We start from the raw sequence: 22275 nt of genomic DNA, 5'->3' as shown, positions 1-22275 counted from the left end.
GAAGCAGATGGACCTGCTAATTAAGACAACGAGCCTTGGAACTGAGCACCGAGTGGTCCTTGGTGGAGATATTGATGCTTTTACAGCACCGAAAGTAAAGGAAACACTCATGTCACTCGTCACCAAGCCGGATATCAATCACATTACGGTTGATTTGGAAGCAGTAGAATACATGGACAGTACCGGAATCGGAATTTTCATCGGGATTATGAAAGAGTGCATCCAACGAAATCGTACATTTGAGGTGCACAAATTGTCTCCGCGTGTGGAAAGGCTATTTCGCATCACTGGCTTATACGATCATATTGCCATCCGCAAAGGAGAGAGCGAGTAATGGGTCCAAATCGACCTCAGGCAGACGTGATTCAATTGACTTTGCCAAGCAAGGCGGAGTATTTGGGAGTAGCACGTCTGACTGTATCCGGTATAGCCAACCGTATGGGCTTTTCTTTTGACGAGATTGAGGATATCAAGCTTGCCGTCGGAGAAGCATGCACGAATGTAGTAAGACATGCATACAAGGAAACAGAGAATCCTTGCTCCATTCATATCCAATGCCACGTTTATGAAGATCGATTGGTGATCGAGATAAGCGATCAGGGCGTTGGGTTTTCAAATGAGCTCATTGCTGAGCAACTGACGCCGATTTATGCAGGGAAAAACCTTGAGGATTTGGATGAGGGCGGGCTCGGGCTCTATCTCATCCACACGCTTATGGATGAGGTGGAGATTCGCTCTGAGTCAGGAGTAGTAGTCTCCATGACCAAGTATGTTCGGCAGGATGGGGTGGCTGGCAATGACTGGACAATCTCGGAAGCAGAAATATAGTCCAGAGGAGTTGAAGGAGCTCATCCACCTGTATGGTGAAACAAAAGATCCTGCGATACAGGAACAACTGGTGAGGGCCTATACTCCTCTTGTGGAATCGTTAGCGAAGAAGTTTGTTCGCGGACAAGTCATGTATGAAGACCTCGTGCAAGTCGGATTAATCGGCCTGCTTGCTTCCTTTCGTCGGTTCGACCCTAGCTTTGAGCGGACATTTGAGAGCTTTGCGATTCCGACTATCGTAGGGGAGATTAAGCGCTATATTCGGGACAAGACATGGAGTGTCTATGTTCCGCGCAGAGTAAAGGAGCTGAGCCCGAAGATCAAAAGGGTGGTCGACGAGCTCACGATCAAGCTGCAGCGTTCTCCCCAAATTGCGGACATTGCCAACAGCCTCGGCGTTACAGAAGAAGCGATTCTGGAGACATTGGAGATGGGGCGCAGCTATCATTCTCTCTCTATGGACAGCGAGCTGGAAGCGGATCTGGACGGCAACACCATTTCTTTACTCGACCTGGTGGGGACGACGGAAGAAGGGTACGGAGCAGTCGAGCAGAATCTGATGCTGGAGCGGGCCCTGCAAATTTTGGATCATCGTGAAAAAGAAATCATTCAATTAACTTTTTATCAAAATTTGAGTCAGAAGCAAGCTGGGGACATCATGGGGATGTCGCAGATGCATATATCCCGCCTTCAGCGCAGGGCGTTGGGCAAGTTGCGAGAAGCATTGAGAGTGGAACAGCTGGAAACCGCGACGTAGAGGGGCCAAGTGGCTCCTCTTTTTTCTTCCCTTTTTCCAGTCCTTGTTAGCAAATGTGGTACAATAAACGACGAAGAATGAGCGCAGGAGGACAGGTATGGAGCTTACGTTGATGATCCAGACAATCGCCCAAGATACGGGTGTCAAACCTCACCAGGTGGAGCGCACGGTTGCCCTTCTGGATGAAGGAAACACGGTTCCTTTTATTGCCCGCTACCGCAAAGAAATGACGGGGCAGCTAGATGAAACACAAATTCGAGCGATTGAGGAACGCGTTCGCTATTTACGCAACCTGTCAGTGCGGAAGGAAGAAGTTGTTCGGCTCATCGATGAGCAAGGCAAGCTGACGGACGAGCTGCGCACAGCTATTGAGCGTGCGACAAAGCTGCAAGAGGTAGAGGATCTGTACCGCCCTTACCGCCAAAAACGCCGCACGCGTGCAACCATGGCTAAGGAGAAGGGACTAGAGCCACTTGCCAACTACCTCATGAGCTTACCGAAAACCGGGAATCCAGAAGAAGAAGCAAAACCATATATCAACCCGGAAAAAGGCGTCGAGACGACTGAGCAAGCTCTGCAAGGAGCAATGGACATCGTGGCGGAACTTCTGTCTGATGACCCAGAAATTCGCCAGTGGATACGTCAACGCACCGTGCAAAAAGGATTGCTTCTGACGGAGCAGAAAGCCGAAGAAGCAGACGAGAAAAATGTATACCAGATGTATTACGCATATAGTGAGCCTCTGAAAAAGGTCGTTCCCCATCGGGTACTGGCCATCAATCGGGGAGAAAACGAAGGTATTTTGAAGGTTTCTATTGAGGCCCCAGTCGCAGAGATTTTGGCTTGGATGCAAAAACGCACCATTCCGCATGAGACAGTTGCCCGCGATCTGCTGACATTGACAGTCGAGGACGCGTATAAGCGCCTGATTGCCCCTTCTATTGAACGAGAGGTGCGCGCTGAATTGACAGAGGCAGCCGAGGAACGTGCTATTCACATCTTTGCGGAAAACCTGCGCAATTTGCTGCTTCAACCGCCTGTAAAAGGCAAAGTCGTCCTTGGGGTAGATCCGGCGTTTCGTACAGGCTGTAAGCTCGCCGTTGTAGACGAAACCGGCAAACTGCTGGAGGTTGCAGTCGTTTATCCAACCCCTCCGGCCAATAAAGTGGCAGAAGCTACAGTGAAAGTGAAGCAGTTGATCGAAACCTATGGAGTTACGGTTGTCGCGATTGGGAACGGTACTGCTTCGCGCGAGACAGAACAGTTCATTGCCACGCTGCTGAAAGAGCTGAAGCGTGAGGTGATGTACATCATCGTGAACGAGGCAGGAGCATCCGTGTATTCCGCATCCGCCTTGGCTAAGGAAGAATTCCCGGACCTGGATGTAGCAGAGCGAAGTGCGGCATCGATCGCCCGACGTTTGCAAGACCCGCTCGCGGAGTTGGTCAAAATCGATCCAAAGTCCGTTGGGGTCGGTCAGTACCAGCACGATGTTTCCCAATCAAGGCTGGCAGACAGTCTGCAGTTTGTGGTTGAGTCTGCCGTAAACCATGTCGGGGTAGATGTGAATACGGCTTCTCCTTCTCTCTTGCAGTATGTATCAGGGATCAGCCGTCAAGTGGCGGGGAATATCGTGAAAAAACGGGACGAGATCGGGAAGTTCACGGAGCGCTCCCAGCTAAAGGCGGTTCCACGCTTAGGTGCTAAAACGTACGAGCAGTGCATCGGATTTCTGCGCGTGATGGACGGAGCGAATCCACTGGATAAAACACCGATTCACCCGGAATCGTACGATGCGACCCACCAGCTACTGTCGATGCTGGGCATTAGCGCTCAGGAGATCGGTAGTGAGAACTGCAAGGAACGCGTGCAGTCTTTGGATGTAAAAGAGACCGCTGCGAAGCTCGGGATTGGCGAGCCAACACTGCAAGACATTGTAGACAGCCTCTTGCGTCCTGGTCGCGACCCGCGTGACGAACTGCCAAAACCACTCTTGCGAAGTGATGTCCTTCAGTTGTCTGATCTGAGTGTGGGCATGAAGCTGCAAGGTACTGTGCGCAACGTGGTCGACTTCGGAGCGTTTGTGGATATCGGTCTGAAAAACGACGGTCTCGTACACATTTCACGCTTGAAGAAGGGCTTTGTGAAACATCCACTTGAAGTGGTGACTGTTGGCGATATCGTAGATGTATGGGTAGTAGAAATTGACGAGAAACGTCAGCGTGTAGGGATGACCATGATCGCCCCAACGGAAGGGTAAGAATGAACTAAAAGGCGGCCTCCTGTCAGTCAGGGCGGCCGCTATTTTTTTCTAAATATAAGAACCAGCAACTGTTGAGCACACGGATTTGGCGAACGTCCTTCCCATTAAAGGCACGTTGCAACTGCCTGCGCATCCATTGTGGCATGAAAGTACCTCCTGGAGATATTCGTCTATAGGCAATGTATGCGCCGAGACGAGCAGGAGGTGCCTAGAATTTTTATTTACTCTTCTTCTTCGAGCAAATACTCCAATTGGGCTTGTAGGGCACGGATCTCTGTCAATAAAGAGATGAGGGGATACTCGGTCTCTTGTAGGGCAGCGAAGCGTCGCTCCAAACCACTGACGTACGCCAAACCATCCACGATCGAAAGCCCGCTCTCTAACCGTTCCACATCCGCACAGTCTGCCAGAACCGTAGGCAATTCAGGGCGCTCTGTGATCGTCAATTTGTCGATTTCCTTGTTAAGTCGTTTTAATAGAGCGATTAATTGGTACATATGCGTTTCGGGCAACGAGACAAACTGTAGTCCGTCACTGGACTGCAACAACAAATAGCGCATGAACTCCTCCACCATTCTGTCTAAATGACCGTTTATTTGCACTCAGTGTAGCCTATCTGTCTGGCACTTTTCAACTGGAACTGCTATGGTGAAAAGAAGGAAGCGGAGGAGATGAGATGACCGATACGGAACTGCAAATGCTGGTAGAGCAAATATCCAGCGAATTTTTTGCCAAGCCCTTTCGCCATCAGGCCCGCTTTAACAGCAGATTGCGCACGACTGGCGGGAGGTATTTGCTGCGCTCGCATGACATTGAATTGAACCCGAAGCATTTGCAGGAACATGGTGTGGAGGAATTGATTGCGATCATTAAGCATGAGCTTTGCCATTATCATTTGCACATAGAAAAGCGCGGGTATCGTCACGCGGATCAGGATTTTCAACTGCTTCTGCATCAGGTCGGGGGGAGCAGATACTGTCAACAGGTAGGAAACGGACGTACAACCCTGCCTTATCGCTACGAGTTGGTTTGCAAGGAATGTGGTATGAGCTACAAACGTAAACGAATGATGAACCCGAGCCGCTATCGTTGTGGGCGCTGCAAAGGAAAGCTGCTGTTGCGCGAGCTTACGACATAAAGAGTCAGAGGCGTTTAGCTTTCTTGCACGTCTTTTGACAGCAGGGGTATAATGAACAGACGAAAAATGTTTTCCGCGAAGGAAAAGGAGCGTTTGAAGTGGCACACGACGAATTTTCCCTGATCCGGCAATGGACAAGTCGTTCTGCGGGGCAGGAAGGGAACGGTTTGACCGTCGGGATAGGGGATGATGCCGCTGTCTTCTCCCCAACGCCAGAAATGGAAGTCGTAGCCTGCTGCGATGCGATGGTGGAGACGGTTCATTTTTTGAAGAAAACGATGAATCCTAGTGATATCGGATATAAAGCTGTTATCAGCAATGTGAGCGATGTTGCAGCGATGGGCGGGGTTGCCCGGTATGCACTTGTCAGTATCGCGGTAAGTCCGCAATGGACGCCTGCCGAATGCCAGCAAATCTATGAAGGTATTTACGAGGCTTGTCAGGCATATGGAGTTCGTGTCATTGGTGGCGACACCGTTTCTGCGCCTGATGCCCTGCACCTAAGTGTTACCGTACTGGGTGAGGTGGAAAAAGGGCGTGCCATTCGCCGCTCACAAGCAAAGCCTGGGCAGCTTGTTTTTGTTACAGGGCATGTCGGAACTTCTGCAGCAGGACTACATCTTCTCCTGCAAGGCGAGACTGCTGAAAGGGGTGTCTCTTTACCTTGGGAGACATTGATGGATGCCCATCAGCGTCCCGTTGCCCAAATAAAGGCGGGCAGACTGCTGATGGAATCAGGGGCATGTAGTGCACTGAATGATGTAAGTGATGGACTTGCCTCAGAGCTGTGGGAGATTGCTGAGGCGAGTGGTGTATCGATCTTGGTCGATGCTGCAACGGTACCGATCCATGACGAAGTTCGGAAGTATGCACGGTACGTGGAAAAAGATCCGCTGGAATGGGCTTTTTATGGCGGTGAAGATTATCAATTGGTCGGAACGCTTGCGAAAAGTCACTACGAAGCGGTAAGTAAGCAATTTGCCGCTAGTGGTGTACCATTTACTGTCATCGGTGAGGTGGTGGGGAAGAGGCATGAACCAGAATTGATGCTTCAGCGCGATGATCAACAGCTCCCGTTGCCCAAAGCAGGATTCAACCATTTTAGGAGTGGATGAAAGAGATGAGTTATACTTGGAGGCTCACGGGAGCGCAAGAGACGCAGCGCTTTGCCGAGCAACTGGCAAGTCTGCTTGAGCCAGGTGACTTCCTCGCGATGGAGGGGGATCTGGGAGCGGGCAAGACGACTTTTACCCAGGGGTTGGCCAAAGGACTAGGAGTTCGACAAGTAGTGAACAGTCCGACCTTTACCATCATAAAAGAATATCAGGGGCGCTTGCCGCTTTACCATATGGACGTCTACCGGGTAGGCGATGATCCAGACTCTCTTGGTCTGGACGATTACTTTTTTGGAGAAGGTGTCTGTGTCGTAGAGTGGGCCTCTTTAATCGAGGATGTCCTGCCGACAGATCGGATGACCGTCTTCCTGCGTAGAGAAGGAGAGGAACAGCGGATGATCGAGCTGGTTCCTCAAGGGAATCGTTATGTGAAATTGTGTGAGGAGTTTGATTTTGATGCGCGTACTGGCGATTGATACATCGAATCTGGTGCTAAGTGTAGCTGTGGTAGAGGAAGAGCGGGTCTTGGCCGAAATGACGACGAACCAGCAAAAAAACCATTCCGTGCGTCTGATGGACTGCGTCAGTGAACTGCTCGATGCAACAGGAACAGCGCCAGAGGATCTCAGTGGTTTCGGGGTGGCGAATGGACCAGGCTCCTACACGGGCGTGAGAATCGGTGTTGCCTCTGCAAAAAGCATGGCTTGGTCACTGAATGTGCCAGTCATCGGTGTATCCAGTCTGGAGGTAATCGCCATGAATGCCACCGGGTTCTCTGGATTGATTGTACCGCTGTTCGATGCGCGCAGAGGTCAAGTGTATACCGGCTGTTATCGTTCCGATGGCATGGAGGCGGTGCGAGCGCAGTCCACAGAACAAATCATCCTGTTGCGTGAATGGCTGCCACTGTTGCGAGATCAGGCGCAAGGAGAGCCGATTTTGTTCTTGGGTGAAGATGTAAGGCTTCACCGGGAGACGATTGTACAAGAGTTAGGGAATCAGGCGCAATTTGCTTCTCCAGCGTTCAATCACCCGCGTGCTGCCCATATCGGCTATGTGGCACTGCGCAAGCTTCAAGACGGCGGAAATGCGCATGAACTGGTTCCAGAGTATTTGCAACTGGCAGAAGCAGAAGCGAAGTGGCTTGCCCAAAAGCAGGCGGGGGCCGTAAAGGAGTAAAAGCATGAGTCAACCAATCGATTTGGAATATCGTTATATGACGATGCAGGACGTTGGGGCTGTGGCAGAGCTGGAGCGCTTGGCTTTTACAACTCCATGGCCGCATGATGCATTTGTCAACGAGCTGACGAGAAATCCAAATGCACGCTATGTAGTCGTCGTTCACCAAAATCGGGTTATCGCTTATTGCGGCATGTGGATCGTGATCGATGAGGCACACATTACCAATATCGCCGTCCATCCATTATATCGTGGAAAGAAGGTTGGATTGGCGCTGATGATCAAAATGATGGGTGTTGCCAAGATGCAGGGTGCCCATAGCATGACGCTCGAAGTTCGACCTTCGAACACAGTCGCGCGGAACATGTATATCAAGCTCGGCTTTAAAGAGCATGGGCGGCGCAAGGGATATTATTCGGATAACAATGAGGACGCAATCATTATGTGGGTGACATTGTAATGAACAAGACGTATACGTCGCGCTACGAGAAGCGCATACAGCAAAAATACGAAGCACATAGGGAATCAGGTGCTCCTACTTATATTTTAGGAATTGAAACAAGCTGCGACGAGACATCGGCTGCTGTCATTCGCGATGGTCAGGAGGTACTGTCGAACGTCATCGCTTCCCAAGCCGATATCCATAAAAGGTTTGGCGGAGTCGTGCCGGAGGTGGCTTCTCGCAGACATGTAGAGAATATTACGCTAACCATCGAAGAGGCCCTGACCGAAGCTGGAAAAACGTTGGATGACATTCAGGCAATTGCGGTGACGTACGGGCCTGGGCTTGTCGGAGCCCTGTTAGTTGGCGTGGCAGCAGCAAAAGCCATTTCCATAGCCAGAGGCATCCCGCTAATCGGAGTGCATCATATCGCGGGTCATATTTACGCGAATCGTCTGGTGCAAGAAATGGAGTTTCCGCTGATTGCGCTCGTCGTATCGGGCGGGCACACAGAGCTTGTCTGGATGAAGGAGCACGGTCAGTTTGAGATTTTGGGGGAAACGCGGGATGACGCTGCAGGGGAAGCGTACGACAAAGTAGCACGAGCGCTGAATATGCCGTATCCAGGCGGACCTCATATTGATCGCCTCGCACATGAAGGGGAGGCAAATGTACCGCTCCCTCGTTCATGGCTGGAGCCAGATTCCTACGATTTCAGCTTCAGTGGCTTGAAATCAGCTGTGCTCAATACCTTGCACAATGCAGCACAGCGAGGAGAGACGATCGAACCGGCGAATCTGGCGGCAAGCTTCCAAGACTCTGTAACAGAGGTGCTCGTAGAAAAGACGATTCGGGCTGCTCGCTCGCATGGAGCGAAGCAGGTATTGCTGGCTGGGGGCGTTGCGGCGAATCGTGGACTGCGTGAGAGACTGCAAGCGAGATGCGAGGCAGAAGGAATTCCTCTCGTGATTCCTCCGTTCTCGTTATGCACAGACAACGCTGCGATGATTGGGGCAGCAGGCTTTATCAAGTATGAAAAAGGACAGTTTGAAGGGCTTGATTTAAACGGAGTCCCAAGCCTGTCGCTTTCTGAGCAATAGAGTGAATGGAATAAAAGCATCTCTGAGGTTGGATCAGAGATGCTTTTTTTGTTTGTTTAAAATTACTGGGGGCCTCACCAGAAAATATTACACCCCTATATGCTAGCAGAAGCAAGCAGAAGCAAAAGGTGTAGCTGTTCCGTCCATCTCCTATGATTTATCCACATCATAGGATAACTTTCTGGATTGTTCACATGTACTCCTGTGAATACTGGTGATAACACGAGAAAATGACCGGGAAAACCGCATGTACTCTGTGGATTATTTTGTGGAAAATGTGGATAAAAAAGTCGAGTTATCAACAGGGGGGAGACTCGTGAGAAAGAAACTTGCGCTGATTTGCTTGTCATTCCTGATATTGTTTCTAGCTACAAATATAGGAAAACCGTTGATGGCAAAGGAAAAACAACAAGTCATCATGCTGTTTGTGGAGGGGATGTCGTTTCATGATCTGGAGCAGCTCAAAAAGTTATCTACTGTGGATAAATGGCTGGATGGTGCAGGAGCTGGGGCTCTTTCCATAAGAACACCCGGATCGCGCACAGCCGCAAACGGCTACCTACTTATGGGGAGCGGCGGTCAAGCGCTTTACTCTGATAAGAGCGGGACAGGCTATCATCCATACGAGGCGCTCTCGTCCAGGGAAACAGCAGTTGAACGGGCGCAAGAGCTAGGCAGTGATCAGGCGCAGGAGGTGGCGCGCTCCTCGATCATTTTTCCGGGTATTTTCCGGCTCTTGGCAGATAATCGGGAGAAACCGTATTCTGCGCAAATCGGGCTTCTTGGGACCGTGCTTGCAGCCAACAACATTCAGGTCGCTTTATACGGAAATGGTGACTATGAGGATTTCCGCCAGAGACATGCTGTTCTGTTTGCGATGGATCAGCAAGGAAGGATTCCGAAAGGGGACATTTCTTCAAAAAGCATGGAGCTCCTTCGTGGCTATCCGTACGGGATCAAGACCAATTACACGTACCTGCTTGAGAAAATCCGCAGTGAGCGTCAAGCGGGCTTGATCATTGCTCAACTCTCAGATTTATCCCGGTTATACCAGTTGAGTGCGGATATGGACCCGGATCAGTTTACCCGGCAGCATCACCGCGTTTTGCGTGATTTGTCTCTTTTCCTTGACCAGCTCCTTGTGGAACGTAAACCACACCAACGAATTGTATTGGCATCGCCAGCCGTCAATCGTGTGGCGACAAAAGAAAAGGCTCTCTTGTCTCCAGTGTTAATGTGGGGAGACAAAGCGAGTGGACTTTTGACATCAGCTACCACGAGAAAGTCGGGATTAATCAGTGGACTCGATATGGTACCAACTATATTGTCTTGGCTGGACGTACCCGTACCAAAAGGATTGGCTGGTCATGTCATACGTATTGAAAAAGGGGATGGCCTTCTTGCCCTTCAGAATCAGGTAGACGCAATTCATCATACATATGCGACACGGCCAGCCGTGCTATATACCTATGTCATGCTGCAGATTGTCATTGTAGGATGTGCGGTTGTTCTCTGGTGGTTTGGTCGGAAGCGGGAAGGAGTGGGACATTTTCGGCTTCGTAGAGGAATACGTCTCGCGCTGCTGGCTTTATTATGGTTTCCCGCATTGCTCTTGGCAGAGAGCCTGCTCGACTGGCAGGTATCTGGCGCGGTTGTCTTGGGAGGGCTCATCATGACTGCCTTGATCGCGGCTTTTTGGCAGGAAGCTCATGCTCTCCCGCGAATCGTGATGACGGTTAGCGGAGTCACAACAACCATCCTGCTGGCAGACGGATGGACTGACGCTCATTTGATGCGACAATCGTACCTCGGGTATGATCCAGTAATCGGAGCGAGGTTTTACGGGTTAGGAAATGAATACGAAGGGGTTCTGATCGGCAGCACGATCATGCTAGTAGCTTCGTTGTATGAGAGAATACGTGGGGGACAAAAGGAGCTAAGTAGGGAAAATAAATGGTTACCTGCTGTCTCCGTGGCTATATACGGTGTCGTGCTTTACTATATGGTGGCACCGAACCTGGGAACGGACGCGGGCGGTTTTCTTGCCGGGTTGATCGGATTTACCGTGGCATTGTCACGTCTTGAGGGCTGGCGAATCGGCAAAAAAGGCCTCCTGTTGTTGGCAGGCGGCCTGGTTATGGGTGTATGCAGTTTGATGGCGATCAGTCTCATGTCAGATCAGCCCTTAACTCATGTTGGACGGCTTTCTCAGCAGATTGTACATGGGGAATGGTCCGAAGTAGGGCAGATGATTGAACGCAAGCTGGCGATGAATCTCCGCTTGATTCGCGTTTCGATTTGGAGCAAAGCATTTGTCGTCTCCCTGATTGCTCTAGGCGTTCTCACCTTGAAAAACGACCGCTTTTTGCACCATCTGGCGAAGGACACGCCATACTTGGTTAAAGGCTTTGTTGGTGTCATTGTGGGTGCACTGGCTGGGTTGATCCTCAATGACTCAGGCATCGTCACAGCAGCCACCTGCATTACCTTTCTGGTGGTGCCTGCTCTCTATGCCGCCTTGGAGGAGCCTGCACAGGAGCGCTGTTCTACGTAAAGAGGGGATTACTCCTCTGATAGCGCGCTCCACTCGTCATACAACTGCTCCAGTTCTTCTTTGGCAGCATGGATTTGATCGTTGCGTTCTTTTGCCTGCACATGATCGCTATAAATTTCCGGGAGACAGAGCTCTTCTTCCCATTTGACAATGTCAGCCTCTCGTTTTTGGATCGTGACCTCAATCTCTTCCAAACGGCGCTGACGTTGACGTTCGCGACGTTTCGCTTCCTTATCTAGCTCATAAGAGGATTTCTCAGGCTGTGCCGCTACGGTACCGCCTTGTTTCTTTGCGGGCTGCGCTGCTTGTTCGGCTGCGAGCTCTTCCAGTTCCTGCTTTTTCTCCACAAAGTAATCGTAGTTACCCAAATAGCTGGTCACGCCATCGCCTGTCAGCTCCAGTACGCGGGTGGCAATCTTGTTTAAGAAGTAACGGTCATGGGAGACGAACAGGATCGTACCCGGATAATCGTAGAGGGCGTTCTCGAGCACTTCCTTGCTGAAAATATCCAAATGGTTCGTCGGCTCGTCGAAGATTAGGAAGTTTGCTTGCTTCAGCATGAGCTTTGCCAGAGAGACGCGTGCACGCTCTCCTCCAGACAGGTCGCTGATCTTCTTTTGTACATCATCACCGCTAAACAAGAAGTTGCCGAGCAAGGTGCGGACATCCTTTTCCAGCATGTTCGGGTATTCATCCCAAATTTCGCCGAGCACTGTATTCCGTTCGTTCAGGTTACGATGCTCCTGATCGTAGTACCCGATCGTTACATTGCTTCCGAAATGAATATCGCCGCGCAGCTTGGGCAACTGTTCCACAATCGTTTTTAACAGTGTCGATTTCCCGATACCATTGGGACCGACCAAGGCCACACGCTCCTCGCGCTCGATTTCAAACGTAAGGCCCTGAGAAAGGACAGCATCCGGGTAGCCAATCGCGACGTTGTTTGCTTTCATCACAATGGTGCCGCTCATTTTCGCCACATCAAAGGAGAAGTGGACGGATTTGTTGTTCATAATCGGCTTGTCCAAGCGGTCCATCTTTTCCAACGTCTTGCGTCGGCTCTGTGCACGTTTGGTCGTCGTAGCCCGAGCGATATTTCGCGCGATGAAATCCTCCAGCTTGGCGATTTCTTCCTGTTGTTTTTCAAATCGCTTCAAATCCTGTTCGAGCCGAGCCGCCTTTTCATCGAGGAAGCGGCTGTAGTTACCGACATAGCGGGTAGCGCGTGTCCGTTCGATTTCATAGACAACGGTCACGAGCTTGTCCAAAAAGTAACGGTCATGGGAAACGACGAGAATGGCGCCCTGATAGTTTTGCAAATACGTCTCCAGCCAAGTCAGTGTCTCGATGTCCAAGTAGTTCGTCGGCTCATCGAGCAGAAGAATAGTCGGAGATTGGAGCAGCAGCTTGGCGAGTGCCAGACGAGTCTTTTGTCCACCGCTCAATGTGCGGATCGGCGTCGTGTAATCGAAGTCTGCAAAGCGCAGACCGTGCAAAACCCCGCGAATCGCACCTTCGTAGCTGTATCCGCCTTTTTCTTTAAAGGCCTCCGAGCGGTGAGAGTAATTTTCCAACAGTTGCTGGTAACGCTTCTCATCAGCGAGAATAGCCGGATCACCCATTTTGGCCTCTAGCTCACGAAGCTCCAGCTCTTCTTTTTGTAGATGGGAAAAAACGCTCAACAACTCATCCCAAATCGATCGTTCCGATTCAAGGCCGCTGTTTTGTGCCAAATACCCGAGTGTAACATCCTTTGGAATGCGGATAATTCCTTTGTCGTAGCTTAGCTCGCCGGCGAGGATCTTCATCAGAGTCGATTTGCCTGCACCGTTTACGCCAACCAGACCAACCCGTTCCCCGGTTTGAATTTGCAGGGAGATGTCTTGTAGAATGGTTTCGATACCATACGTTTTTTCTATATGTTCAGCTTGTAGCAAAATCATCGGATTCACCTCTTTATATACTAATGCCAGTGTAGCCTAGAGAGAGCGGATGGGACAAGCCTCGTGGGAATGTCCCAAGCACGTTACGAAAGAGGGAAGAGGTTGTCATGGACCAAAAAACGAATAAAAAACAGCTGCGAAGCCATATTTTGGAGAGGCGCAAGTCCATGTCTGCAAAGGAACGAGAGCAGCTTTCCAGAGAAGTATGCGATCATTTGCTGTCTCATGAAAGGCTGGCTGATGCCAAAGCAATCATGGCTTTCCATCCTTTTGGCGATGAACTGGATATTCTGCCCTTTCTACATGAGGCAAAAAAGCGAGGCCAAGACATATGGTTGCCGCTCACAAACGTTGCCGAGAGACGTCTCATTCCGTATCGGTATACAGGAACGCACATGCTAAAGCAAGGAGTCTACGGGATTTGGGAGCCAGATCCTGCCCTGGCAGAGGAAGCGGACGTTTCACACTTGGATGCGATCGTTGTTCCCGGCGTTGCTTTTGACAGCAAGGGCGGACGTATGGGGTATGGCGGTGGTTATTATGACCGCTTTCTGGCAACGCTGAAAAAGCTCCCGTTCTTGGTTGGAGTCGGTTTCTCTATTCAGGTTGTGGAGCATGTGCCCCTAGAGTCTCATGATGTTTTGCTAGATGCAGTTGTCACCGAAAAAGGTCTGCTGCATTTTTGAATGTTTTGTGTCAGTAGCTTTTTCATGCCTTCTCCTGCTGCGAATGGTGCTATCCACCAAGGAAAAACGACGAGACGTTTTTGACAGAAAAGTGTACAATACTATCGAATGAGAAACCGGAGGAATGTATCGTGAGCAAATGGAAGGTAGGCGTTATTTCTGCAAGTGATTCGATTGCCAGAGGAGATCGTGTGGACGATCGTATGCCAATCGTTCGTCATCTGACAAGGGAATGGCTTCAAGTAGATGTCGCTGTATACCGTGCCGTTAGTGATGATATGGAAGATTTGCAAGAACATATGATTGAGCTCGTAGACCGCGAAAAATGCGATCTGTTGATTGTTACAGGGGGCACAGGACTTAGCCCGCGTGACGTTACGCCAGAAGTGACAGCGTGGGTCATTGACAGACCAGTCCCAGGCTTGGCCGAAGAAATGCGCCGTGCTGGTTTGAAGCAATCCCGACGGGCAATGCTGACCCGTGCCGTTGCCGGAACCAGGGGTAATTCATTGATCATCAACCTCCCTGGGAATCCGAAAGGCGTAGAAATCTGTTTCAATGCGATTGGCGATATGCTTTCCGACGCTTTGCACATTTTGCAAGGAACGGGAGAAGCAAACGAAGATTGGGGAGGATTGCATTGGTAGAAAAACCTCAGATGCGGGAAGTGCCAGTGCGTGAAGCGATCGGAATGATGCTTCCTCACGATATGACGCAAATTTTGCCTGGAGAATTCAAAGGACGCTTGTTCAAAAAAGGACATGTTGTCACCGAGGCGGATATTGAGCCGCTGTTGTCCATTGGCAAAGAGCATATTTACGTCCTGGAGATGCCAGAAGGCTACATCCATGAGGAAGAAGCGGGCATTCGTATCGCCAAGGCTGTTTCTGGACCAGGCTTGACCTTAACGCCTCCTTATGAGGGCAAAGTATCAATGAAGGCCGCCAGAACAGGTTTAGCCAAAATCAACGAGGAAGCTGTCCATGCGTTGAACAAGCTTGAAGGAATTGCGTTCTCCACGATTTACGGCGATCAGGTCGTACATCCCGGACATACATTGGCGGCTACGAGAATCATCCCGTTAATTATGGAGGAGTCTCGAATCATCGAGCTGGAGCAACTGGCCAAACAGTTTGAAGAACCGATTGTACAAGTAAAAACGTTTCAGGATAAAAAAGTGGGACTTGTTACGACAGGGGGAGAAGTCTTCTCTGGCAGGATTGCAGATAAGTTCGGTCCTGTCATTCGAAGCAAGGTGGAAGCTCTCGGATCTACTGTCGTGGACCAGCGTTTTGCCCCAGATGACAAGGAAGCGATCGAACAACAGATTCACTCATTCCTCGATGAAGGGGTCGATCTGATCCTGGTCACGGGGGGCATGTCTGTCGATCCAGATGATCGCACGCCGGGAGCGATTGCAGGAGTAGGAGCAGAAGTGGTGCGCTACGGTACGCCGATGCTGCCGGGCTCCATGCTGATGGTTGCTTACAAAGGTGATGTGCCGATTCTCGGGTTGCCGGGAGCAGTCATGCATGAAACGTTTACTTCCTTTGATGTGTTTTTGCCGCGCATCTTAGCTGGGGAGCGAATTGTGGCTTCCGATATGACAAGACTCGGATATGGTGGTTTACGAAAGTGCTAGCTGGTTAGACTGGCAAATAACGAAAAGCAAATGACTTCACAAGAAAAAGGAGTGAACACGTATGAGCTCAATCGGGATTCCTGGATTAATCTTAATTTTAGTTTTAGCCTTGGTGCTTTTTGGTCCGAAAAAGCTTCCAGAATTGGGGCGTGCGGTAGGTCATACTTTGAAAGAATTCAAAAATGCTACGCGTAGTCTGACAAGCGATGATGAAGACGACGATGAAGAGAAAAAGCGCAAGGAGCTAGCCGCAAAAGAAGCGTCTGCCAAAACAACGCCGGTTATCGCTGAGAAGGAAGCAGCCGAGCGGGAGCGAATTGAACGCGAAGTTCGTGAAAAAATGGAACGCGAGCGCTTGGAAAAAGAAATCCGCGAAAAGCTGGAGCAAGAGCGCCTGCAAATGGAAAAAGAGCAGAAGAACGCGTAACAGGTAAGGTTGGTGGTTACCATGAAGGATCAGGAAATGACAGTGGTAGAACACCTGACGGAACTGCGCAAGCGCATCATATGGGTGCTGGCCGTGTTTATTGTCGCATTGATCGTCGGTTTTTTCCTCGCCGGTCCACTCGTGGATTATTTAAAGCAAGAACCGATTGCGGATGGCGTGCCCATTGTCTCGTTGCATCCGTCAGACGCACTTCGTGTTTACATGCAGGTTGCCTTCCTTGTGGGCGCTGTCATCACACTGCCTGTAGCACTTTATCACGTTTGGCGTTTTGTCTCACCAGGGATGGAAGTACATGAAAAGCGCGGGACGCTTTATTTCATCCCGGCGGCTTGTTTTCTGTTTATCGTTGGTATCGTGTTTGGCTACTACGTCGTTTTCCCGATGGTTATGCAGTTTATGACCAGTATTACAGCATCGATGGGCGCTGACCCGAACTACGGAATCGCGCAATACTTTGGTTTCATGTTTAATATGGTCATTCCGTTCGGGATACTGTTCCAGTTGCCAATTATCGTCATGTTCCTGACGAGACTGCGCATCCTCAATCCAATGAGGCTGGCAAAAGCACGACGTTACGCTTACTTTGCATTGGCTGTCGTCGGGATTACCTTGACGCCTCCCGAGATTGTCAGCGATATTCTCGTGATCATCCCTTTGCTGCTTTTGTACGAGCTGAGCATTTGGCTATCCCGTGTTGTTTATCGCAAGCAATTGAAAGAACAAGAAGCGTGGGAACAAGAATACGGCAGTTTGGAAACAAACGAACCCGTTCAATAACTTGTATGAGAAAAGTCTTCTGTCCTGAGTGGCAGAGGACTTTTTTTGGTATTCCAGCAGCAATTGGGAAATACTACGGTCGTTATGATCCGGGAGGTGCGGAACATGTGGCTGATCGTATGTTTGGCGTTGTTTTTTTCAGGGAGTACTGTTAATGCCGCCGGGCTGGGGGAGCCTATTGAGCTGTTTGATACGGACAAGCAACGCGTTGTGGCTAGCTTTGAAAATACAGCTGGATTTCAGGAGGAAGCCCAACAGATTTTGCAGAGTGTGAGCGGGCGGGTCTTGGAGTTTAATCCATCGTTGGATTCCGCTATGATCGTAAAAATTCCGCTAGTCCCCCCAAAGCCGATCAAGCTAAAATCCGCAAAGCTCGATGCGATGATTGCAGAGATGTTTGTCATCATGCCCAAAAAAGGGGAGCGTCGTCCGTGGCTGATCCTGCACACGAAAGAATATGAGACGGTTGTTGTGGAGTTTACTGAAAAAGTTGACCACCTGAGGGAACAGGTTAAATTGCCGTAAAGTGCACCTGTTTTGCAAAAACAAGCCCGGTCGTCCATAAAAAGCGACGAGACCGGGCTTTTCGATTATTTTGTGGGAGTGAGGAAGGTTTGGGTGAAGTAGTCTGTATATACACCCACTCCTAGCTGGGTGAAGCCTTTTTCGAGTACGTTTTTACGATGGCCTGGACTATTCATCCAACCTTCATGGGCTTCGATGGCATCCGTGTAACCTGCTGCAATATTCTCTCCAGCCATGCTGTAAGCGAGAGAGGCACTTTTCATGCGGTCAAATGGATTACTCCCCGTAGTCGCAGAGATATGATCGAAGAAATTGTTACCCTCCATGTCCATGCTGTGTTTTCGTGCCACATCGGCAGCCTTTTCATTCCATTGAAGGGGCGGAAGCTTATATCGGTAGCGGGAGACGTTGACCAGATCGAGGATTTGGCGCTCAGATGCAGCATTGACTTGTTCTCGTTCACCAACACGAAGCGGAGGGGGATCAAAATTGGGCGCCTGACCTTGATAGGTCCATTTCGTTTCGTAAAAACTGCCGCGCAACAGCATTTGCGTATCCATCATACGTACTGCGGTGACCTTGTTGCCATTCTGCTTGTCCAAATAATAAATGTAGGGTGTGCCGTCTTTCATGACGAGAGGGCGTTGCTGCTTTTGATTGGTGATCTGAATGTGTGCCCCCTGAAAAGAGAAAGAAACAATGTTTTGTACATCCAACTGACGTTCCAGTGATTGCTGGCTGGTGCCGACTCCGATGTTTCCGAGCTTTGCTGTAGGAGCGAGCGAATACACATCGACGACTTTGTCATTTGCGATGCCGACTTGAATGTATCGCGCAGGGTCACGATTATACACCCACCATTGATAGCCGAGACTGCTTGGCTCTTTGCGAGCAGGCTCACCTAACCGTTTGTGGACTTCCTCAGAAGAAATACCGAGAGCGATGCCAAAAATCGTGTTAGGCTTCTCCTCTCGAATGAGTGCTGCAGGTGGTTTGGCTGTTGCAGGCTTTTGGGGAAGCGACAGAGAGGCAGGGACGGCATCGGGTGTAGTCTGTTTTTCAGGCTGTCCGATGGAGAATACGGGAGGTTGACCCACCCAGGCGGTTTGGGAAGTTTCATCCCACCCGACAGGCTTATTCAAGTGACGACTGATCATGGAGAGAGGTACATATAGCGTCCCTTCGTATTTTAGGGAAGCTGGTATTTCCTTGCCTTCCTGCATGTAGTACCCGGGCTTTTCGCTTGTGACGATTTCACGGCCATCCCAATAGATGGAGGCGGGGTTAAGGTTGACCCGTATAAAGGAAGTAGTATCCGAAGTGAAGAGACGGCTGATTCCCAAGACTCCCAGGGCAATTAAGCCAATCCAGAGCCATTTGTGCATGGAACAATTCCCTCCTTGGCGAGCTTGCCTGATTCTATGTTTCATTTATATGAGCGTGTCCGAATACTAGAACCTTTTTGCTAGAGAATGCTATTTAATAGGAGGAAGAGTAGTCAAGCAGTTGCAAATGGAAAAAAGTGAGGGAAACTACTTGCAAAGTACATAGTGATTCATTATTATAGGAATTGGGTGTTAGCACTCATAACAGTCGAGTGCTAACAACGTAAATTTGTTTACCTACATTTTTTGAGGAGGGTGTTTTTAGTGCTTAAGCCATTGGGTGACCGTGTGGTAATCGAAGCTATCTCCAAAGACGAAACGACTGCAAGCGGTATCGTTTTGCCTGATTCTGCAAAGGAAAAACCGCAAGAAGGCCGCGTAATCGCAGTAGGTTCTGGCCGTGTTGCTGACAACGGCGAGCGCATCGCTTTGGAAGTAAAAGAAGGCGATAAAGTAATCTTCTCCAAATACGCTGGTACTGAAGTAAAGGTAGACAACAAGGAATACCTCGTGCTGCGCGAATCCGATATCCTCGCGATCATCGGTTAAGGCTCTTGACATAGGAAGTCGAACGAATAAACACATAACAGGAGGTTGAGTTTAGATGGCTAAACAAGTCAAATTCTCTGAAGACGCTCGCCGCTCCATGCTGCGCGGTGTTGAAACTTTGGCAAATGCGGTTAAAGTAACCCTCGGTCCAAAAGGCCGTAACGTGGTTCTTGAGAAAAAATTCGGTTCTCCGTTGATCACTAACGACGGTGTTACCATCGCGAAAGAAATCGAGCTGGAAGACGCTTACGAAAACATGGGTGCGCAACTGGTTAAAGAAGTTGCTACCAAAACCAACGACATCGCTGGTGACGGTACAACAACTGCAACTGTACTTGCTGCAGCTATGATCCGTGAAGGTCTGAAAAACGTAACTGCTGGCGCTAACCCAATGGTTATCCGTCGTGGTATGGAAAAAGCAGTTCGTGCAGCTGTAGAAGAAATCAAATCCATCGCGAAGCCGGTTGAGAACAAATCCTCTATCGCGCAAGTAGCTGCTATTTCCGCTGACGATCAAGAAGTAGGTAACCTGATCGCTGAAGCAATGGAAAAAGTGGGCAAAGATGGCGTAATCACTGTTGAAGAATCCAAAGGATTCGTAACAGAGCTGGAAGTAGTAGAAGGTATGCAATTCGACCGTGGCTACGCTTCCCCTTACATGATCACTGACACTGACAAGATGGAAGCGGTTCTGAACAACCCTTACATCCTGATCACTGACAAAAAAATCTCCAACATCCAGGAAGTTCTGCCTGTACTGGAGCAAGTCGTACAAAGCGGCAAACCACTCCTGATCATCGCTGAAGATGTTGAAGGCGAAGCGCTCGCTACTCTCGTAGTGAACAAACTGCGTGGTACCTTCACAGCTGTAGCGGTTAAAGCACCTGGCTTCGGCGACCGCCGCAAAGCTATGCTGCAAGACATCGCTGCTCTGACTGGCGGCGAAGTAATCACAGAAGAGCTGGGTCTGGACCTGAAATCCACTAAGCTGGAGCAACTGGGTCGCGCTGGCAAAATCGTGGTTACAAAAGAAAACACAACTGTTGTTGAAGGTGCTGGCGACAAGGCTTCCATCGAGAGCCGCGTAACCCAAATCCGTCAACAAATCGAAGATACTACTTCCGATTTCGATCGCGAAAAACTGCAAGAGCGTCTGGCTAAATTGGCTGGCGGTGTAGCAGTAATCAAAGTCGGTGCAGCTACTGAAACCGAATTGAAAGAGAAAAAACTCCGCATCGAGGACGCTCTGAACTCTACTCGCGCAGCAGTAGAAGAAGGTATCGTACCTGGCGGTGGTACTACTTTGATCAACGCAATCAAAGCAGTTGAAGCGATCAATGTAGGTGGCGAAGAGGCTGTAGGTGTACAAATCGTACTCCGTTCCTTGGAAGAGCCAGTTCGTCAAATCGCTGCGAACGCAGGACTCGAAGGTTCTGTAATCGTAGAGCGTCTGAAAAAAGAAGCAGTGGGCATTGGCTTCAACGCTGCAACTGAAGAGTATGTAAACATGCTCGAAGCTGGTATCGTTGACGCGGCGAAAGTTACTCGCTCCGCACTGTCCAACGCTGCATCTGTAGCGGCTATGTTCCTGACTACAGAAGCAGTAATTGCTGACAAACCAGAAGAAAACAAAGCTCCTATGGGCATGCCAGATATGGGTGGCATGGGCGGTATGGGCATGATGTAAGAAAGCGGCTCGCCGTTTTCTTCAAGGAGAGGCAGACAGATCGTCTGTCTCTTTTTTTATGTGCATATTCGTCCATCTGAGCGGAGCGTGGAATTCTTCCTTTACCCGCTGATCTTTTTGAAGAACGAAAAATTTAGCACCATTCCGTTAGGCGTGCTTACACTATTTGGGGAATACAACACGGTGTGTTTGACTATCTATGGAAGGACTTGTATCAGGGGTGATAAAATGAGCAAGCGCTGGATTAGCTTTGATCTGGATGGAACTTTGATGCAAAACCCGTTTGGGGCGTGGGTATTTCCGGAGATTGCGCGTGTTATCTCCGGTCAATTGGGGAGAGAGCATGACATTGTTTCTGAAATGGTAGCCGAGCATGAGCAGCGTATGTCCCAAGAACGCTATGTAGAAGCGTATGACTGGGATGATATCCTCGTCAGTAGATGCGATGCGTGGTGTATAGAAAAAAGGATTGATATTGAATTGTTGGTTCGGAAACACTCTGTAGTGCCCAAGGTTCATTTGCTCGAGGATGGAATTCTTCAGGTACTCGAGGAGATAAAGAAGCGGGGCTTTTCTTTAGCCGTGGTCACAAATGGCTTTTACAAGTTTCAGGCACCAGTAATGGAGGCACTAGGCTTGCTGGATTACTTTGATGAGATCATTACGCCAGAACGAGCTGGTATTGGCAAGCCTGACCCAGCTATTTTGCAAAAACTGCAGGGAAAAGTAATTGCTCATGTAGGAGATCGTTTGGATCATGACATTCAACTTGCTAACCGCAGTCATGTAACCTCAATTTTAATAGAACGAAATTTGCCAGAGGACTTGTTAAAGCTCCAACCGCAGATGCGTGCAAATGTTCATGGAATGCGTCTGTTTTGCTTGGAGAAGTGGAGGAGGGAGTGCAAGAATCCGTTATTGTCAGAGCTTCCGGAGCTTTTCATGCCGCGAATTGTTATTAGCTCTATGGGAGAATTCCTGTCTGTTCTAGCTAAACCGGGAGTGGGATAAAATTCTAGGTAATAATGCTTGCGTTTTTGCTACCGACTTGGTATGATAACTCTTGTCGCTTTTGAAGGGAATTTTAGAGAGAATGAAAAAAACTTCAAACTTCTAAAAATAACCCTTGATTTTCAAAAGAAGATCTGATATAGTTTAAAAGGTCGGCGCCACAAGCGCTAACGACGAAAGAAAAGAACGATATGCTCTTTGAAAACTGAACAGCGAAAGCGTTAATGAGTCTATCATTAAATGATT

General features: G+C 49.5%; 24 protein-coding genes. 20 read left to right on the top strand and 4 right to left on the bottom strand.

The features are described from left to right. Positions 1–7: 7 nt before the first annotated feature. The 4 genes from KB186_RS27095 (at position 8) to KB186_RS27080 (ending at position 3845) form a co-directional block, all read left to right on the top strand. Entirely contained in the window at positions 8–334 is a 327-nt protein-coding gene (locus KB186_RS27095; protein WP_173611932.1) for an anti-sigma factor antagonist, read from the top strand. Continuing rightward, positions 334–828: an anti-sigma B factor RsbW gene (gene rsbW, locus KB186_RS27090; RefSeq protein ID WP_232774748.1), complete on the top strand. Its 495-nt coding sequence runs from the start codon at positions 334–336 to the stop codon at positions 826–828. Before KB186_RS27095 ends, rsbW begins: the two co-directional genes overlap by 1 nt. Next, positions 797–1585: an RNA polymerase sigma factor SigB gene (gene sigB / locus KB186_RS27085; RefSeq protein ID WP_088910503.1), complete on the top strand. Its 789-nt coding sequence runs from the start codon at positions 797–799 to the stop codon at positions 1583–1585. Before rsbW ends, sigB begins: the two co-directional genes overlap by 32 nt. A gap of 97 nt (positions 1586–1682) precedes the next feature. After that, positions 1683–3845, top strand: a complete 2163-nt coding sequence (locus tag KB186_RS27080; protein ID WP_221869307.1) for a Tex family protein — start codon at positions 1683–1685, stop codon at positions 3843–3845. A 25-nt stretch (positions 3846–3870) separates the two neighbouring features. Here KB186_RS27080 and cmpA read toward each other — a convergent pair whose 3' ends face one another. Continuing rightward, positions 3871–3993, bottom strand: coding sequence for a cortex morphogenetic protein CmpA (cmpA, locus tag KB186_RS27075; protein WP_232774746.1), 123 nt, complete (start codon positions 3991–3993; stop codon positions 3871–3873). A 76-nt stretch (positions 3994–4069) separates the two neighbouring features. Continuing rightward, the gene (locus KB186_RS27070) at positions 4070–4408 is read right to left on the bottom strand and encodes a hydrolase/acyltransferase (RefSeq protein WP_232774744.1); all 339 of its coding nucleotides are present in this window, start codon (positions 4406–4408) and stop codon (positions 4070–4072) included. Positions 4409–4524: 116 nt separating this feature from the next. Here KB186_RS27070 and KB186_RS27065 point away from each other — a divergent pair, with 116 nt between their 5' ends. From KB186_RS27065 to KB186_RS27035, 7 genes are all read left to right on the top strand, one after another. Continuing rightward, positions 4525–4986, top strand: coding sequence for a SprT family protein (locus tag KB186_RS27065; protein ID WP_173611937.1), 462 nt, complete (start codon positions 4525–4527; stop codon positions 4984–4986). A gap of 98 nt (positions 4987–5084) precedes the next feature. Then, positions 5085–6101: a thiamine-phosphate kinase gene (thiL, locus tag KB186_RS27060; protein ID WP_173611938.1), complete on the top strand. Its 1017-nt coding sequence runs from the start codon at positions 5085–5087 to the stop codon at positions 6099–6101. Between the two features lie 5 nt (positions 6102–6106). Next, positions 6107–6577 (top strand): tRNA (adenosine(37)-N6)-threonylcarbamoyltransferase complex ATPase subunit type 1 TsaE, encoded by a 471-nt coding sequence (gene tsaE, locus KB186_RS27055; RefSeq protein WP_007721055.1) that lies wholly within the window; start codon positions 6107–6109, stop codon positions 6575–6577. After that, on the top strand, positions 6558–7280 hold the full coding sequence (gene tsaB, locus KB186_RS27050) for a tRNA (adenosine(37)-N6)-threonylcarbamoyltransferase complex dimerization subunit type 1 TsaB (RefSeq protein ID WP_173611939.1): 723 nt from the start codon (positions 6558–6560) through the stop codon (positions 7278–7280). Before tsaE ends, tsaB begins: the two co-directional genes overlap by 20 nt. A 4-nt stretch (positions 7281–7284) precedes the next feature. After that, positions 7285–7740, top strand: coding sequence for a ribosomal protein S18-alanine N-acetyltransferase (gene rimI, locus KB186_RS27045; protein ID WP_047074036.1), 456 nt, complete (start codon positions 7285–7287; stop codon positions 7738–7740). Continuing rightward, on the top strand, positions 7740–8822 hold the full coding sequence (tsaD, locus tag KB186_RS27040) for a tRNA (adenosine(37)-N6)-threonylcarbamoyltransferase complex transferase subunit TsaD (RefSeq protein WP_173611940.1): 1083 nt from the start codon (positions 7740–7742) through the stop codon (positions 8820–8822). Before rimI ends, tsaD begins: the two co-directional genes overlap by 1 nt. A 316-nt stretch (positions 8823–9138) precedes the next feature. Then, complete coding sequence (locus KB186_RS27035; protein WP_173611941.1) at positions 9139–11376, top strand: hypothetical protein; 2238 nt, start codon at positions 9139–9141, stop codon at positions 11374–11376. A gap of 8 nt (positions 11377–11384) precedes the next feature. Here KB186_RS27035 and abc-f read toward each other — a convergent pair whose 3' ends face one another. Then, entirely contained in the window at positions 11385–13319 is a 1935-nt protein-coding gene (gene abc-f, locus KB186_RS27030) for a ribosomal protection-like ABC-F family protein (RefSeq protein ID WP_173611942.1), read from the bottom strand. Positions 13320–13426: 107 nt separating this feature from the next. On the opposite strand from abc-f, the gene KB186_RS27025 reads away from it, so the two are divergent. The 6 genes from KB186_RS27025 to KB186_RS27000 all read left to right on the top strand — a co-directional run bounded on the left by KB186_RS27025 (position 13427) and on the right by KB186_RS27000 (position 17397). Further along, on the top strand, positions 13427–14005 hold the full coding sequence (locus KB186_RS27025) for a 5-formyltetrahydrofolate cyclo-ligase (protein WP_173611943.1): 579 nt from the start codon (positions 13427–13429) through the stop codon (positions 14003–14005). A 131-nt stretch (positions 14006–14136) separates the two neighbouring features. After that, positions 14137–14652 (top strand): MogA/MoaB family molybdenum cofactor biosynthesis protein, encoded by a 516-nt coding sequence (locus KB186_RS27020; protein WP_012684262.1) that lies wholly within the window; start codon positions 14137–14139, stop codon positions 14650–14652. Further along, the gene (locus tag KB186_RS27015; protein ID WP_173611944.1) at positions 14646–15647 is read left to right on the top strand and encodes a molybdopterin-binding protein; all 1002 of its coding nucleotides are present in this window, start codon (positions 14646–14648) and stop codon (positions 15645–15647) included. Before KB186_RS27020 ends, KB186_RS27015 begins: the two co-directional genes overlap by 7 nt. A 61-nt stretch (positions 15648–15708) precedes the next feature. Then, on the top strand, positions 15709–16074 hold the full coding sequence (tatA, locus tag KB186_RS27010) for a twin-arginine translocase TatA/TatE family subunit (protein ID WP_173611945.1): 366 nt from the start codon (positions 15709–15711) through the stop codon (positions 16072–16074). A gap of 21 nt (positions 16075–16095) precedes the next feature. Next, on the top strand, positions 16096–16872 hold the full coding sequence (tatC, locus tag KB186_RS27005; protein ID WP_173611946.1) for a twin-arginine translocase subunit TatC: 777 nt from the start codon (positions 16096–16098) through the stop codon (positions 16870–16872). 105 nt (positions 16873–16977) lie between these two features. Further along, complete coding sequence (locus KB186_RS27000) at positions 16978–17397, top strand: hypothetical protein (RefSeq protein ID WP_173611947.1); 420 nt, start codon at positions 16978–16980, stop codon at positions 17395–17397. A gap of 65 nt (positions 17398–17462) precedes the next feature. Here the strand turns inward: KB186_RS27000 and KB186_RS26995 are convergent, their stop codons facing one another. Continuing rightward, the gene (locus tag KB186_RS26995) at positions 17463–18782 is read right to left on the bottom strand and encodes a CAP-associated domain-containing protein (RefSeq protein ID WP_173611948.1); all 1320 of its coding nucleotides are present in this window, start codon (positions 18780–18782) and stop codon (positions 17463–17465) included. A 264-nt stretch (positions 18783–19046) separates the two neighbouring features. On the opposite strand from KB186_RS26995, the gene groES reads away from it, so the two are divergent. The 3 genes from groES (at position 19047) to KB186_RS26980 (ending at position 22029) form a co-directional block, all read left to right on the top strand. Beyond that, entirely contained in the window at positions 19047–19331 is a 285-nt protein-coding gene (gene groES, locus KB186_RS26990; RefSeq protein ID WP_007721023.1) for a co-chaperone GroES, read from the top strand. A gap of 55 nt (positions 19332–19386) precedes the next feature. Then, positions 19387–21018: a chaperonin GroEL gene (groL, locus tag KB186_RS26985; protein ID WP_047074052.1), complete on the top strand. Its 1632-nt coding sequence runs from the start codon at positions 19387–19389 to the stop codon at positions 21016–21018. A 228-nt stretch (positions 21019–21246) separates the two neighbouring features. Further along, complete coding sequence (locus KB186_RS26980) at positions 21247–22029, top strand: HAD family hydrolase (RefSeq protein WP_173611949.1); 783 nt, start codon at positions 21247–21249, stop codon at positions 22027–22029. Positions 22030–22275: the final 246 nt, after the last annotated feature.

Origin of the sequence: Brevibacillus sp. AF8, assembly GCF_021270385.1 — a bacterium.
Lineage (GTDB): Bacteria > Bacillota > Bacilli > Brevibacillales > Brevibacillaceae > Brevibacillus.
This window is presented reverse-complemented; position numbering and strand designations above follow the sequence as displayed.

What these genes read in the sequence shown, in the direction of transcription:
- KB186_RS27095 (WP_173611932.1), top strand. Translation starts at nt 8, where the DNA reads ATGGACCTGCTAATTAAGACAACGAGCCTTGGAACTGAGCACCGAGTG.
- rsbW (WP_232774748.1), top strand. Translation starts at nt 334, where the DNA reads ATGGGTCCAAATCGACCTCAGGCAGACGTGATTCAATTGACTTTGCCA.
- sigB (WP_088910503.1), top strand. Translation starts at nt 797, where the DNA reads ATGACTGGACAATCTCGGAAGCAGAAATATAGTCCAGAGGAGTTGAAG.
- KB186_RS27080 (WP_221869307.1), top strand. Translation starts at nt 1,683, where the DNA reads ATGGAGCTTACGTTGATGATCCAGACAATCGCCCAAGATACGGGTGTC.
- cmpA (WP_232774746.1), bottom strand. Translation starts at nt 3,993, where the DNA reads ATGCCACAATGGATGCGCAGGCAGTTGCAACGTGCCTTTAATGGGAAG.
- KB186_RS27070 (WP_232774744.1), bottom strand. Translation starts at nt 4,408, where the DNA reads ATGCGCTATTTGTTGTTGCAGTCCAGTGACGGACTACAGTTTGTCTCG.
- KB186_RS27065 (WP_173611937.1), top strand. Translation starts at nt 4,525, where the DNA reads ATGACCGATACGGAACTGCAAATGCTGGTAGAGCAAATATCCAGCGAA.
- tsaE (WP_007721055.1), top strand. Translation starts at nt 6,107, where the DNA reads ATGAGTTATACTTGGAGGCTCACGGGAGCGCAAGAGACGCAGCGCTTT.
- tsaB (WP_173611939.1), top strand. Translation starts at nt 6,558, where the DNA reads ATGCGCGTACTGGCGATTGATACATCGAATCTGGTGCTAAGTGTAGCT.
- rimI (WP_047074036.1), top strand. Translation starts at nt 7,285, where the DNA reads ATGAGTCAACCAATCGATTTGGAATATCGTTATATGACGATGCAGGAC.
- tsaD (WP_173611940.1), top strand. Translation starts at nt 7,740, where the DNA reads ATGAACAAGACGTATACGTCGCGCTACGAGAAGCGCATACAGCAAAAA.
- abc-f (WP_173611942.1), bottom strand. Translation starts at nt 13,319, where the DNA reads ATGATTTTGCTACAAGCTGAACATATAGAAAAAACGTATGGTATCGAA.
- KB186_RS27025 (WP_173611943.1), top strand. Translation starts at nt 13,427, where the DNA reads ATGGACCAAAAAACGAATAAAAAACAGCTGCGAAGCCATATTTTGGAG.
- tatA (WP_173611945.1), top strand. Translation starts at nt 15,709, where the DNA reads ATGAGCTCAATCGGGATTCCTGGATTAATCTTAATTTTAGTTTTAGCC.
- tatC (WP_173611946.1), top strand. Translation starts at nt 16,096, where the DNA reads ATGAAGGATCAGGAAATGACAGTGGTAGAACACCTGACGGAACTGCGC.
- KB186_RS27000 (WP_173611947.1), top strand. Translation starts at nt 16,978, where the DNA reads ATGTGGCTGATCGTATGTTTGGCGTTGTTTTTTTCAGGGAGTACTGTT.
- KB186_RS26995 (WP_173611948.1), bottom strand. Translation starts at nt 18,782, where the DNA reads ATGCACAAATGGCTCTGGATTGGCTTAATTGCCCTGGGAGTCTTGGGA.
- groL (WP_047074052.1), top strand. Translation starts at nt 19,387, where the DNA reads ATGGCTAAACAAGTCAAATTCTCTGAAGACGCTCGCCGCTCCATGCTG.
- KB186_RS26980 (WP_173611949.1), top strand. Translation starts at nt 21,247, where the DNA reads ATGAGCAAGCGCTGGATTAGCTTTGATCTGGATGGAACTTTGATGCAA.